General features: G+C 57.1%; 14 protein-coding genes. 9 read left to right on the top strand and 5 right to left on the bottom strand.

The annotated features are described in order from the left end of the window. Window positions 1-389 precede the first annotated feature (389 nt). Entirely contained in the window at window positions 390-2,069 is a 1,680-nt protein-coding gene (locus tag ACUXVA_RS02175; RefSeq protein ID WP_445490626.1) for a DUF262 domain-containing protein, read from the top strand. A 35-nt stretch (window positions 2,070-2,104) separates the two neighbouring features. Here ACUXVA_RS02175 and ACUXVA_RS02170 read toward each other — a convergent pair whose 3' ends face one another. From ACUXVA_RS02170 to ACUXVA_RS02160, 3 genes are all read right to left on the bottom strand, one after another. Then, on the bottom strand, window positions 2,105-2,632 hold the full coding sequence (locus ACUXVA_RS02170) for a hypothetical protein (protein WP_445490624.1): 528 nt from the start codon (window positions 2,630-2,632) through the stop codon (window positions 2,105-2,107). 188 nt (window positions 2,633-2,820) lie between these two features. Beyond that, the gene (locus tag ACUXVA_RS02165; RefSeq protein WP_445490622.1) at window positions 2,821-3,186 is read right to left on the bottom strand and encodes a hypothetical protein; all 366 of its coding nucleotides are present in this window, start codon (window positions 3,184-3,186) and stop codon (window positions 2,821-2,823) included. Window positions 3,187-3,197: 11 nt separating this feature from the next. Then, window positions 3,198-4,028 (bottom strand): hypothetical protein, encoded by an 831-nt coding sequence (locus ACUXVA_RS02160; RefSeq protein ID WP_445490620.1) that lies wholly within the window; start codon window positions 4,026-4,028, stop codon window positions 3,198-3,200. A gap of 561 nt (window positions 4,029-4,589) precedes the next feature. Between ACUXVA_RS02160 and ACUXVA_RS02155 the strand changes: the two genes are divergently transcribed. The 4 genes from ACUXVA_RS02155 (at window position 4,590) to ACUXVA_RS02140 (ending at window position 7,139) form a co-directional block, all read left to right on the top strand. Continuing rightward, a complete protein-coding gene (locus ACUXVA_RS02155) occupies window positions 4,590-4,790 on the top strand; it encodes a hypothetical protein (RefSeq protein ID WP_445490618.1) in 201 nt (66 codons plus the stop codon). After that, window positions 4,787-4,993: a hypothetical protein gene (locus ACUXVA_RS02150; protein ID WP_445490616.1), complete on the top strand. Its 207-nt coding sequence runs from the start codon at window positions 4,787-4,789 to the stop codon at window positions 4,991-4,993. Before ACUXVA_RS02155 ends, ACUXVA_RS02150 begins: the two co-directional genes overlap by 4 nt. After that, window positions 4,990-5,649 (top strand): DNA methyltransferase, encoded by a 660-nt coding sequence (locus tag ACUXVA_RS02145; protein ID WP_445490614.1) that lies wholly within the window; start codon window positions 4,990-4,992, stop codon window positions 5,647-5,649. Before ACUXVA_RS02150 ends, ACUXVA_RS02145 begins: the two co-directional genes overlap by 4 nt. 125 nt (window positions 5,650-5,774) lie before the next feature. Beyond that, complete coding sequence (locus ACUXVA_RS02140) at window positions 5,775-7,139, top strand: hypothetical protein (protein ID WP_445490612.1); 1,365 nt, start codon at window positions 5,775-5,777, stop codon at window positions 7,137-7,139. Between the two features lie 29 nt (window positions 7,140-7,168). On the opposite strand, the gene ACUXVA_RS02135 is transcribed toward ACUXVA_RS02140, so the two are convergent. Further along, entirely contained in the window at window positions 7,169-8,503 is a 1,335-nt protein-coding gene (locus ACUXVA_RS02135) for a type IV secretory system conjugative DNA transfer family protein (RefSeq protein WP_445490610.1), read from the bottom strand. A 293-nt stretch (window positions 8,504-8,796) separates the two neighbouring features. On the opposite strand from ACUXVA_RS02135, the gene ACUXVA_RS02130 reads away from it, so the two are divergent. The 4 genes from ACUXVA_RS02130 (at window position 8,797) to mobQ (ending at window position 11,585) form a co-directional block, all read left to right on the top strand. Continuing rightward, window positions 8,797-9,522 carry a MobA/MobL family protein gene (locus ACUXVA_RS02130; protein ID WP_445490608.1) on the top strand — a complete coding sequence of 242 codons (726 nt, stop codon included), beginning with the start codon at window positions 8,797-8,799 and terminating at the stop codon, window positions 9,520-9,522. Then, window positions 9,519-9,845, top strand: a complete 327-nt coding sequence (locus tag ACUXVA_RS02125) for a hypothetical protein (protein ID WP_445490606.1) — start codon at window positions 9,519-9,521, stop codon at window positions 9,843-9,845. The genes ACUXVA_RS02130 and ACUXVA_RS02125 overlap by 4 nt, the downstream gene beginning before the upstream one ends. Before the next feature lie 12 nt (window positions 9,846-9,857). Further along, entirely contained in the window at window positions 9,858-10,178 is a 321-nt protein-coding gene (locus tag ACUXVA_RS02120) for a hypothetical protein (protein ID WP_445490604.1), read from the top strand. A 231-nt stretch (window positions 10,179-10,409) separates the two neighbouring features. Next, a complete protein-coding gene (gene mobQ / locus ACUXVA_RS02115; RefSeq protein WP_445490602.1) occupies window positions 10,410-11,585 on the top strand; it encodes a MobQ family relaxase in 1,176 nt (391 codons plus the stop codon). Here the strand turns inward: mobQ and ACUXVA_RS02110 are convergent. Continuing rightward, window positions 11,554-13,023 carry a type IV secretory system conjugative DNA transfer family protein gene (locus ACUXVA_RS02110; RefSeq protein ID WP_445490600.1) on the bottom strand — a complete coding sequence of 490 codons (1,470 nt, stop codon included), beginning with the start codon at window positions 13,021-13,023 and terminating at the stop codon, window positions 11,554-11,556. The genes mobQ and ACUXVA_RS02110 overlap by 32 nt on opposite strands. Window positions 13,024-13,032: the final 9 nt, after the last annotated feature.

Raw genomic sequence — 13,032 nt, 5'->3', positions numbered from 1 at the left:
ACGGCCTCGCTTCGTCTGCGGTCCATCTCCCATGTGCGCTAACCCCAACACACGCCAGTAACGCCGAGAAGTTAGGACCGAGGCGCCCTGGCGCAAGGCATCCAACCGTATCCCAAGGGGTCCCTCGGCCGGAGCCTCCTTGCGCCGTTGCTTATGACCTGACCTCTAGTTCTTTTGCACTCCCGTCCGGCCGCGGCTGACGCTGCCCGGCGCGGTAGCTGCCCTGAAATGCGATCCTGCAGAATCGTGGTGGTGAAAGGCTTCGTTGGAGGTCGCTGGAGATGTGAGTGGAAAATGATTGCATAGTCGGTCACAACCGCAAATAGTATTCAATGTTGAACTCGGGGCCTTAAATGCGGCTCCACAAAAAGTAGCGTCAGGGAAGCCGAATGATCCGCCATACGATTGAAGCCAATGAGAAGCCGATACTTGATATTTTTTGCGACAAGTACCTCTTTCGTATTCCCTCGTATCAGCGCCCATATGCATGGACGACCGAGCAAGCTAGCGAATTACTTGACGATATTTCAGTAGCTTGCGGCGAAGCAGGCGACGTCACCAATGCCAGCCCATATTTCTTGGGCAGCATCGTCCTCATTAAAGATCCCCAAATTCCCGCGGCCGACGTCGTTGATGGACAACAGCGCCTAACGACCCTGACAATTCTCCTTTGTGTTCTTCGAGATCTGGCCGATGCGAAGATCGGGCAAGCAATCCATAACTACATTTGTCAAACCGGTGATCCGATAAAGGGGACGGAAGATGTGTTTCGCTTAACCCCACGTGATCGGGATGCTGATTTCTTTCGGTCCATGGTTCAAGCTGACGCCAAGACCAGCGAACTCCCCGACCCGCGCCAATACTCCGACGCTAGGGCGCGAATGGTGGAGAACGCCGCCTTCTTCCGCGAGAAGCTAAAAGATGTGTCGGACGTGCAAAGGCGACGGCTGACGATGTACATCGCGCAGCGATGTTATTTGGTCATTGTTGCTGCATCCGACCAGGAATCGGCATTTAGGATCTTCTCTGTGTTGAATTCGCGCGGCTTGGACTTGTCCCCCGCAGACATCCTCAAGGCGGAGATCATCGGAGCATTGCCGGTTAGCAAGCAGGATGACTATACGAGCATTTGGGAAGACATTGAGGACGAACTAGGAAGGTCGCGGTTCGCCGAGCTGTTCGGCCATATCCGGATGATTCACCGAAAGCAAAAGATGCAGGGAACCCTGATTACGGAATTCCGGGAATTCGTCCCCTCGCGCAAAGACCCTGCCAACTTTATCGACAAGGAGCTTTCTCCATACGCTGAGGCCTATGAACAGGTCACAGACCAGGCGTTTGAAAGCTACCAGCATGCGGAAGAAATCAACCGTCAGCCGACTCATTTGGCCCGCTTGGATAACTTCGACTGGCAGCCTCCGGCCATTGAAGTCATCGCCAGAAGGCGAGGGGCACCGGAGTTTATCTTCCGCTTCTTGTCAGACCTGGAACGGCTCGCCTATGGGCTGTTCCTGATGAGGAGCGATCCTTCCGAGCGAATTCGCCGGTATGGAAAGTTGCTCAGTGCCATCCAGGCCGGCGACGACCTGTTCTTGGCCGGTTCGCCCCTGCAACTTGATGACGAGGAGAAGAAGGCGGTCCTCCAAGCCCTGCAGGGTGATATCTACAAGGTTACCCGGATACGCTTGCCGCTCTTGCTGAGGCTCGACGAGCTGCTCTCGGGTGGGAGTGCGGTCTACAGCCATCCCATCATTACCGTGGAGCATGTCCTTCCGCAAAACCCGTCACAGGGAAGTAAATGGCTGACTGACTTTCCCAACGAAATTGATCGTGACCAATGGGTGCACAAGCTTGCCAACCTTGTCCTTCTAACGCGTCGCAAGAATACACAGGCAAGCAATCTGGATTTCGTAGAAAAGAAGGAAAAATATTTCAGCACGAAGGCTGGTGTGTCGAATTTCGCCATCACAAGCAAGGTATTGAACGAGAAGGAATGGACCTTGCAAACGCTCGAACAGCGTCAGAGTGAACTGATTGGCGCCGTTGCGCAGCTGTGGCGGTTGGCCTGAGCCTGTAAGCCATCGATCGGAGTTCTCGATAAACCTTACCAATCGATGGCATTCAGGAAACTGCGCACGTTGTCGGGCCGTTTCCCTTTGATTTTCTCTCGCCCCGTCACGTGATTGATCTGAACTGAATCCAAGAACTTCATGTGCTTCTTATTGAGAAGGTCCGGATTCTTGCGGCGCCCCGAGAATATTAGCATTACTTCAAGCCATTTTAGTTCGTCGGAGCTGATACGCACAGAGAAGCCTTTATGCGAAGACTTGGGTTTGGCCAGCAGGTGGACGCAGATGGTACCTTTTGCGGACTTCCAGTCCTTGGCGATCTTGAGCAAGTTGTTCGTGCCCAGCACCTCCCTCCGGAAATCTTGCTTGTGGGTAATTCCAACGTAAAGCGGCTTGTAGTTCTCTTTGTTACGAAGAGAAAACAGGTAAGCGCCCTGGGCGTAGGAAAGGCCATGCTCCTCTTCATCGACGGCCCCCCATGCTTCGGATCGCCACTTTCCCTCGAACACCTTGTCGCGATCGATAGGGTAGGGGCCATATACGTGGAAGGAGCTAGTTGCCATTGAACTTGTAGCTTTCAAATTGGTTCGGCTCGCCTGCTTATCCTAACTCGTCAGGGTTGAGCGCGAAACACGAATCGATTCTATCAGGCGCGCGGCCTTGGAGTCCTGCCTGACCTTACGCTAGGCGGCGTGCGCCGAAATTGTTTCGCTGGCAGCTGCGCGTCGGGCCGTGTCAGCCTGGACAATCGCTATGGGCCTGCCGGGGGCGGCTGTTTCACACTAACCGTGCCGTTAGTATTGGGAATCTTTACGAGGGCGCCATAACCCGAGCTTCCCGGTGGACGAAAGAGTTTCTTCGTAAATTTGTCCGAGAAATCGACAGATGCTTTGTCGGAAGGACATGGTTTGCTGGCTTCGGTGCTTTCACATGTGCAATAACTCCGTACAGCTACTGTATCGGTTGTCGCCAGTGAATTCTGAATATCAGCGCCAACCGTCGAGCAAGCTTCTGCGGTTGCAAATTCCATATTCATAGTACTTTGCAACGACCAAATGCGGTCCGCGGGTTTAGCGGGAGCGGCGACGAAGAACATCATAATGAGGTAAAACTTCATGGTCCCTCCCTCTATTGCACTTTGATCTGCAGATTCTTGAGGATTTGCTCAGTTTGTAGCTGATCAAGTCGATATTGTGCATCTAGTGGTGCTTGCGTTGTGACTGTCACAGGCTTCTTTGGCCTGAAGACGCCTTCTGAAGGAAGGGTCACCACTTCGACACTTTCCTTGTCGGGAGCCTGTACCATTGCAATAGAAAGCAATTCGTCGACGTTATAGCTTCCGCCTAAGGATGCGAGGTCGGTGCCGTATGGGAATGTGTAAGTGTAGCTTCCGTTGCCGCTGAATTTGATGGTGATCTGAGAATTGAATGCGGGTTTATCGATCCTCGCGACCTGCATGACGCCGTCCTCTAGGTATACGGTCCGTTCAAACCATTTCTGGATCCCAAGATTCTGCGCCAATGTGTGGTAAGAGGCACTCTCCCTATCGCATGCGATAGGGAAGTCCTTTGTAAGGAGGATCTTGGATCGAATGTTATAGGTAATCGAACCATCTCGGTGTCCCTTGGCATAAACTTGCATGCCGGGAGATCCTATTGCCCAAGAGCTTACGTACTTAGCGGCTGAAGCGATCGTGCTCTTTCCTGTGAGGCCAGCACTCAAGGTAGCGTCGCCATCCACTTTTGGTGTCAACGTGATGCTAATGAGCCAATGCGGCGCGTCAAAAGCTTTACTATCCTTAAGGGCCAGAAAGGACGTTCGGAGCTCACAAATCGAATGTGAGACTATTTCTTTGATTGGGAGTGAATAGTCTTCCGGCAAATCCGGAATCGCCACGCAGCCAGTGAGCATGGCAGCAGCTGCTATCGAGTTAGCCGTGATACAAATGTAATGCCCCATTCCTTGCCCCAAAGAATGACTGCCGAAATTTAGTTTCTTTAAATCCTCGCGTGCAATATTTCCGTTGTGCGTAAAAACAACGGCTTGCTCTCAATATGGCAGCAACGAGCTTATATGCAACCTAAGATATTATGGTGTTGGCTTTCATCACAAGCGGAATCTCCGGGCATGTTCGCAACCCTGTGCTTTTGGAGTCTCGAATTCGGCGTGGCCGCATCCGACGTCCCCTCAGGCGGCGACAAGCCAGACTTTGTTTCGGGAACGGGACTCCTTCACCATACCCACCGCCCACACACCACCCTTCGGCTCGACCAGTAAAACCGCCTTAAGTAGCCTCTTGCTTCGTTTCAGAGCGTATCCCGTTGTCGGCCTATCCCCAATTCCACGGCCAGTAACGACGGGAAGTTAGGACCGAGGCGCCCCGGCGCAAGGCATCCAACCGTATCCCGGAGGGTCCCTCGGCCGGAGCCTCCTTGCGCCGCTGCTTGTGACCTCTGGTCCTTTTGAACTCCCGTCCGGCCGCGATTGGCGCAGCTGGAGTAACAAACGGGAGATAGTCCGATGAAGACGAACCAAAAGAGCCAGAAACCTTACGCGGTCTACGTGGTCGAAGGTGAGGGCGACAAAGCGTACTGGACCAAGATCGGTGCTGCCTGGGCACACGAAGACGGCAAGGGCTTCAACATCAACCTGAGCTGCATGCCCTTAAACGGCCGCCTGGTCGTTCGCGAGCCGAAGGCCGACGCGGAGGCGGGGCGATGAGCCCCGCCGCTACGCGGCGCTACATCGTCGGCTTCGAAAGCTGGACGATGTACGAAACCGTTGTGCTCGCCAACAGCAAGCGCGAGGCAATCGCCAAGGGCAAGGCCATGTACGACCTCAACGGCTTGGCAGAGTTCTCGCTAAGCGACAACGCCAACGAGCCGTGGCATGCGCGGTACCTCGACCCGGAGGTTCAATCATGAGCCTCTCCTTCGGCAACAAACGCAACCAGGTCCTGTCTGGAGACTGCGTCCCTATCATGCGCCAGATAAGCGGCGCGTCAGTGGATTTCATCCTCACCGATCCGCCTTACCTGGTGCGTTACCGTTCACGCTCCGGGCAGACCATCGCCAACGATGACCGTGACGGCTGGCTGGAGCCAGCATTTGCGGAGATGTACCGACTGTTGAAGCCGGGTTCGTTCTGCGTGAGCTTCTATGGCTGGAATGCCGCCGACAAGTTCATCGGCGCGTGGCGCAAGGCGGGATTCCGGATTGTCGGGCACATCGTGTTCCGCAAGAAGTATGCATCCTCTACGGGCTTCCTCCAATATCGGCACGAGCAGGCGTACTTGCTCGCCAAGGGTGCCGTTGAATTCCCAGCGGAGCCTTTGCCGGACGTGATGGACTGGTCTTACACCGGCAACCGCATGCATCCGACGCAAAAGCCGATCAGCATCCTGGAGCCACTCATCAAAGCATTCTGTCCCTTGAACGGCGTGGTGCTCGACCCGTTCTGCGGGTCGGGTTCAACGCTGGTTGCGGCACGTCGGGCAGGTCGGTCCTGCATTGGGATCGAGCTTGATGAAGGCCATCATGGCACGGCAGAACTTCGTCTGGTGCTGCTCGACGCCGCCTGACGGCAATTTGCCGTTGTCTTGCCTATCGCTGTGGGAGCAATAGGCCATCCTTGACTGCCAAACAGCTTGACCCTCCTTCACGCGGCGTGGAAATCTGGGGTCGAGGCAGGTGGGGATGACTCGAAATGAAGTTTCTTCAATCGATAACTTCCAAGTTTAGCACGAGCGTCTTAGGAAATTTATCCGCCGAAGAAGAGCGGGCCTTGCAGGCGGCACGGCGTGCCGTCCGTTATGGTTGGGCTGCTCGCAAGCAATTTGGCGCCTTTAAACCGAAGAAATCGCCTTTTGAAACGGCGGGTCTTTCCGAGGCACGTATCATCGATCTGAATTCAAGCGACCGCGAAAGGCAGCGGATCGCACTTCGCCATGCAGGCTTGCAGGCCTACCTTCGTATCGAAGAACGTCGGTGGGCGGGCCTCAGATCAATGTTTTACTTTCGAGAGAAGTTAGAAACGCTAGAAAATCTCACGTTCTCGGAAGCGTTCAGCGCCATAGAGGAAGATTGGAAGCAATTCGGAAAAAACGATTTGATAGAAGATACAGACGAAGGCGCGTCACTTCGGGCTGCAACATTTTCTGGCGTGGATGATGATTCTGCCCGCTTCGGCGCCGCTTTGGTTTGCAGGGCTTTCCTTGTCGCGTTGCAAAGCGCGCTACGTGAATATGATCCAAGTGATCTCAACGACGATAGATTTAGAGAGAGGCTGATGGATTTGCTCGTCCGGCTTCGTTCCCAGAATTCGGACAAGAATCTGGAGCAAAACCTGAACCGCTTGGAGGCCAGCGCGCATTGCACGAAACCTCGGCAGATTGAGCATTACCTCGATATACTCCAGCGGCCGAATTGGAAGGAGGCGTTCTTTATTGCGCAAGGTGAATTTAAATCACGGAGCGCCACAATTCATGTTGAGCGCGAGCGTGTCGCTACGGCAAAAGCCGTGCAAGTTGCAGAGCAAGAGAGGCAGTTGTTGGAAGAACAGCTTACGTTCAGCATTGTCGAAGAAGTCCTGGATATTTCGCCTCGCAACTGGCCCAAACTTGAAAGCGAAGACGATTTGAGAAAGCTGCTCGCGAACATGCGAGCGGCCTTTGCGCAAGTGCGTAGGGTTCGGTGTGCGGGAAGAAAATTGGAGGAGGATTACCGTGACGTCAGGTCGATCGTTTCGATGAGTGCGAAGCAGCTTGCTTGCGTGAAAATTGAAGTATGGAAAAGTAAAGCCGGGTATCGGGCCGGTGTCGATAATCCATCGTACCTCACCAACCGCATGTTGGGATTGCTGAACTGCGATATTCCGAAAAAGAGCGGTCCAGAAGTTGCCGTCCTGTTCCCTATAGCAACCGCAGGAGGCGACGTAGATGTTGAAAGGGAGTGGTCTGACAACCTCGACTCCCTACACAAGTGGATTGATGACGACGGCTTCAAAGGCGATCTTGCCAGATGGTTTGTGGAGGACAGGGACAAAGATAACGGCTGGGCTACGTCGCGTTAGCCTCAGCGTTGGTTGCGGGAGCGTCTGCGTCATTCTTTCAGCCGTCCTTCGAGGTTCGGATCTTCGAAGGCTTTCAACGCATACAGCCTCGCCGGACGACGGCCACCTTCAAGAACAATAACCCTCTCCGCATACTCTGGCCCCATCAACTGCTGTGGCGTGGCCAGCGGCTTCATTGTGCCGGGCAGAAGGTCGCGTACGGTGCCGAGTTCTTTCGATAGTTCGTGGGCCATGGCCCCGGTTGGCTCCATGAAGCACCGGACGGCCATCATCTCAAGAAGCCGATCGGCGTCCCCGTAGGCTTGCTGGAGTTGTGCTTTGGTCTGGGCAAAGAGCCAAAGCCGCAGTCCGGACTGGCGACCAAGGGCGAGCATTTGCTCGACCTCTTGCATGTAACCGAGTTGCGGAAACTCATCGAGGAAGAACGTGACCGGTGGTAGGTCCCATTGGTCGCTGGCATCACGGATGGTGTAGAAGATTTGCCCGAGCAGGGTGCGAATGAGCGGGCGGTACATGACGAGTTCTTCTGGCGTGACGCACAGGTAGAGCGTGCCATTGTCGCGCCGAAAGTTCTCGAAATCGATAGTGGTTTCTGCGATGACCAGTTCAAGCTGCGGTGCGCCCCACACTTCGACGTGGCGCAAGACGGTGTCGTACAGGTTGGACCGCGTTTCCTCATCCGCGCTTTCGAGTTGGTTGCCAACGCGCACCAAGCTACGGACGCCAGACTCCTGCAGGAAGGTGATCTGCATCTTGAGCTGCTGCGGGGAGGGTGAGAACCAGTCCACTACCGCCGACATATCCCGGCGACCCTGGTAGCCGTGCAGGCAGATGTCGTAGAGCGCGCCGTGCAGGAGCTGGGCGGCGCGGCCCTCCCAGAATCCTTTGGCTGCCTTGGCGTCGGTTGGTACCATCAACAGGGGCAGGAGGCGGCTGATCGCTGTGTAGGCCTCGATTGGGTCGGAGGGGATGGCATCCAGCGGATTGAAGCTTTTTGTGGCCTTGGCATCGCCGGGCTTGAAGAGCTGCACGGGGCCGACGTTAGCGCCGCGCCATGCGCTGGTGAGCCCAAAAATCTCTGGCTTAACGTCCAGGACGATAGCGGGGGCTTCAAGGTAAAGCAGGTTGCGGACCACGTGAGCTTGCGTCTTGCCCCGTCCGGGGCGCGCGATGGTGATCAGGCTCTCGTTGCTGTCGTAAATATATTCCTGGCCAGTCGCTTCGAAAACGCCAAGGGTGAGCGGGGCCTTTGGCGGCACACCGTTCGAGAGGTTGTCAGTCTTCCCCATCGCGCTTTTCCCCAAAGCCTTATCGGCTCGCGCATTCAGCAGGGGGCGAAGCCTGTCGTCAAGGCGCGTGGCCATTCGCGGCTGCGGAGCGTTCGGGAATCGTCAGGCGGAGTCCGGCGCCCGGAGAATATTTTGACGGCCGGTGGGTTGGCGCTCTTGCCAAGTAAGCCGGGCGGGCTAGACTTCGTTAGTGCGCACTTATGGGTTTTCAGGGAAAACCCGGCGCACCGCCTGAGGTGCCCGTGGCTATATACAGCCTGCATCACAGCTCGATAGGCAAGTCCACCCAGGACGAGCCTTACACCGCCTCTGCGCATATCCGTTACATAACCCGATCCCGGGCCTTGAGCAGGCTTGAGGGCGAGCGCATGCCCACCGATGCCGACGAGGCGATGGAGTACCTGCGCAAGGCGGAGGACACCGGCCGGAAGAATGCCCGCGTCCTCGACAAGGTGATGCTGGCGCTGCCCAGGGAGCTGGATGCTGAACAGCGCGCCGCGCTGGTACGGTCGTTCGCCGAGGACGTGACCAAGGGGCGGGCGTCGTGGCTGGCCGCCTTCCATGACAAGGGCAAGGACGCCAAGAATCCACACTGCCACCTGGTCATCCGGGACCGTGACCTGAAGACCGGCAAGCGGGTGATAGGCATGAGCGAGGCCGGTTCGACCGGGCGCCTGCGGGAATTATGGGAGCAGCATGCCAATCTGGCGCTGGCCAAGGCCGAGTTGGACATCCGCATCGACCGGCGCAGGCTTGAAGAGCAGGGTATCCGCCGCAAGCCGACTATCCACGAGGGGGTTCGTGCCCGACGGCTAAGCAAGGAGGGGCGAACGCCGCCGTCACGGCGGAGGTCGTATCGCAATCAGCCACGTTCGCGAAGCCGTAGCAGGGTCGTTGACTATCGCAAGCTCGACAAGGGGCTGAGCCGGACCGCCTATAATCGGCGGATACGCATGGAGCGCGAGAGCGAGCAGGACAAGTGGGCCGCGATCGATGCGGAGCGCCAACGTATCGAAATAGAGCATCTCAGGGGCATCCACCGGCCGGACATGGACAATGGAGTGGCACGCGGACGCAAGCGCAAGCTCGAATGATGTTGGCTGACGCGGATCTTCGTCGTACGATTCAGGTAGTGAATAACGATGAGGCCCGCGAACGCACGCGCAAGCTCGATCTGCTCGAGCTACGCAAGTATCTGGATCGCCGTCGAGAGTGGGAGGACGAAATCTCGAGTATGCAGGAGACGCTTCGAGACCCTGCTTATGCGGTTGATCACAAAGCGGCGAAGCGGCGCCTCGAATTAGCGACCGAGTCGCTTGAAATCTGCAACCAGCTCATCTCTGCCCAATTGGAAACGCTGGGCATTCGGGATGAACGGCAGGAACTGGAGCGGCAGCTCGCGGCTCTGGAGGACTAGTGAGAGGTTTAGATGGACTCAGAGGAAAGTGCCGTAGCGAGGCAAGTGCAGGTCGCAACTGAGCTGCGGGAAGTTGAGTACGAGATCAATGAAGCGAAGCGCCGAAAGAACGACTATCTGGATTCAATCGGACGAAATCAACGAACTGGTGGGCCAGCCCACGAGTTAGAGCGTTTGAGAGAACTTGTCGGTCAGTGCGACGTGCGTCTGCTGACCAACGATGCGCGCAAGAGATATCTGGAGCGAGCGTTAGAGGACGCAACCTTGAATCTGAATACCGAGCATAAGTATAAGCTCGCTCTGAAGCCCAAGAAGCCAAAGCCAAAAATGTAGGAGATAGTCGGACGTCGGTTGTCTGCCTCATGCTTGTAAATTAGGACGCGCCCGTTGGGCGCGTTTTCATTTTGAAGACTTGGATAAGTCGTCCAAGTAACAGAAAAGCAACGGTAGGCGCGCGTGGAGAGGTCTAAGGAAGGGGAATGGCGCACTTATACATCGCTGCGCGACATAGGTGCACGGCCGACACAGCGGCCGTAAGGTGTCCCTGACGGGACAGCATGAGGAATGGCTTCGTATCACCTTTCGGTTCAGCCGGTGAAACGCTCGGAAGGGCGCTCGGTGGTTGCAATGGCTGCTTACCGGGCGGGTGCCCGGTTGAAGGATGAACGTCGCGATATGGAGGTTGATTATCGGCGGCGTCGGGGTGTGGTCCATGCCGAGATCATGGCGCCGGAAGGTTCTGCAGAATGGCTGCTCGATCGTGAAACCTTGTGGAACGGCGTGGAGCGCATGGAGGTGCGGCGAGATGCGCAGCTTGCCCGAGAGATCAACATGGCATTGCCGCATGAGCTGAGTGATGAACAGCGGCTGGCGTTGGTGCGCAGGTTCGTCAGTAAGCAGTTCGTGGCTCTCGGCATGGTGGCGGATTTTGCGATCCATGCGCCGGTCGTCGAGAAGGGGGACGACCCACGCAACCACCATGTCCATGTGCTGCTGACCCTGCGGCAGGCCGGGGAAGGGGGCTTGCGCCGGGTAAAGACACGCGAATGGAACAGCGACAGGATGTTGGCGATCTGGCGTGCGGCCTGGGCGGATGAGCAGAACGGCGCGTTGCGGGCGTTAGGTTCGGCGGCGCGGGTGGATCACCGCAGCCTGCAAACCCGGAAGATGGAGGCGGTAGTTGCGGGAGAGCGTCGGAAATCAGTGCTTTTCGAACGAGCGCCGGAGATTCATGTGGGGCCGAAGGCGAAGAAGGCAGCACGTGCCAGGCCGCCGCAGAGCAAGGACCGGCTGGTCGGTCGCCATCGAAAGCGGTTGGTGAAGTATTCTGATTTTGATGAGGGGAGCCGGGGCGAAAAGAATATTTCGCGGTTGGAGGCGAATGCACGAAGGCTGGAATCTGCGACTGCCAAAACCTCGCAACAGCTGGCGCGCCTCCACATGCGGGCAGCGCATTATGACCGCCAGGTACGTCGCTATCAGTCCCACGAGGCAAAGTCTGCGGAGCCGATCATCGACCTCTCGGAGCTGTTTCGCGACGCGGAGAACAAGTACCTCCATGCGTTACGGCGCCGTGAGCAGGTGGCGTTGTTGATTGGCGAGTTGGACCGCTTGTTCTTTGAGTTGCTGGGATTGCGGGAAAGCCAACTGATCCGGCGGACTGTCTGGTCCAATCGCATCGGGCGTTTGCGCGCCCGCGATGCCGAGCCTACCGGCGGACGGACCCGGCCGAGAACTTAGGTTTTGGCGGCCAGGCATCATATTTGCCCCACCATCGCCAGTAACGCCAGGCGCGGTAGTTGACCTTCGAGGCGAGAACCGGGTGGCGCAACACGTCGCTGCGATACAGGACCAGTGAGCGGTTGCCGGGAAGCCGCATGACTTCGGACGGATCAAGGAGCCAGCGGCTGGTCTCCGACATGCCGAGTGAGCGTTGTTGGCGCATGAAGTCGGTGTTGGTTTGTGAGGTCCCTTGGTTATGGGAGAGGGAAGTGGTCTGGCCGATCATTTCGGAAATGAAGCGCGCGGCGTCCAGGTCGGCGACATTGAAGAATACCTTGCAGGTGGCGTTGGCGAGGAATGAGCCTGCGCGGCGATAGAGCGCGCGGAGTTGGTTCATGTCCTGGAAAATGAGCAATGGCGTGCAGTAGGCTCTCAGATAGCCTACGCCGCGTTCAAGCGGCTCCAGGGTGCCAAGTGCGGCGGCTTCGTCGAGAAGCAGAAGGACCTTGTGTTTCGGTCGTGGGCGGTCCTTGGCGCGGGTCAAGGCATTGATGACGCAGCCCACCAGCACACGCAGGAATCCCGTGTAGACAGATAGCTTCTCCTCATCGACCACGAGGTACACGGTGGTGGTCTGATCAATCAGTTCGCCGAGGCTGAACGTTGAACGAGATGTGATGGTGCCTGCGGGACTACCTGACGACCAGATGCGGGTGGCTTTCTCGGTGTTGGAGAGCACGCTCCTGAATTCCTCGCTGCCATCCATCGAAAGGAAGCTGCCGGCGAGTTCAGCAGCGGCGCGTGTGCCCGCGCGGGCGATTGATTGCAGAAGCTCCTTAAGGGACTCCGGTGGCAGCGTGGACAGGGACCGCACTTGGGAAAGCGTGCGCTGTTCTGGCGCGAGGCGGATGACGTGGAGGATAAGGCACGCCAGCATGCCTTCGGCTTTGCCGTCCCAGTGGCTGTCCTTGCCATCGGAGATGACCATCAGCTTGGCGAGGGCTTCGGCGTCGTCCTTTTCGTGAAAGGTATCGATGCGGATCATGTCGAGCGGGTTGAATGCGTCGGATTGGTGCGGGTCGGTGGTGTCGAGCGTATATACTTTGCCGAACTTCTTGCGACGGCGGGCCGTTATGGCGCGGTTCTCGCCCTTGATGTCGGTGCAGAGGATCGAACCGGGGTAGTCGAGCAGGTTGGGGATGACTACGCCAACGCCTTTGCCCGCGCCCATCGGCGCGAACACGGTGATCATGCCGTCCTTGTTGAAACGCAAAAAAGAACGGCCCCTCCGGCCGACTATTGGTCCTCTTCCTCGTCGCGCTCCCGACCAGAACAGCTCCCAGCTGGTGGCGAAGCGTGCGGAGCCGAGTGCGCCGCCAGGGTTGAAGCCGCCCCAGCGATATAGCGTGTGGATGAGCTTGAACGTGCGGACGATCACCCAAAGCGCGCCGCTCATCAGCAGCAA

The sequence above is a fragment of the Rhodopseudomonas sp. RCAM05734 genome, from assembly GCF_052658035.1.
This window is presented reverse-complemented; position numbering and strand designations above follow the sequence as displayed.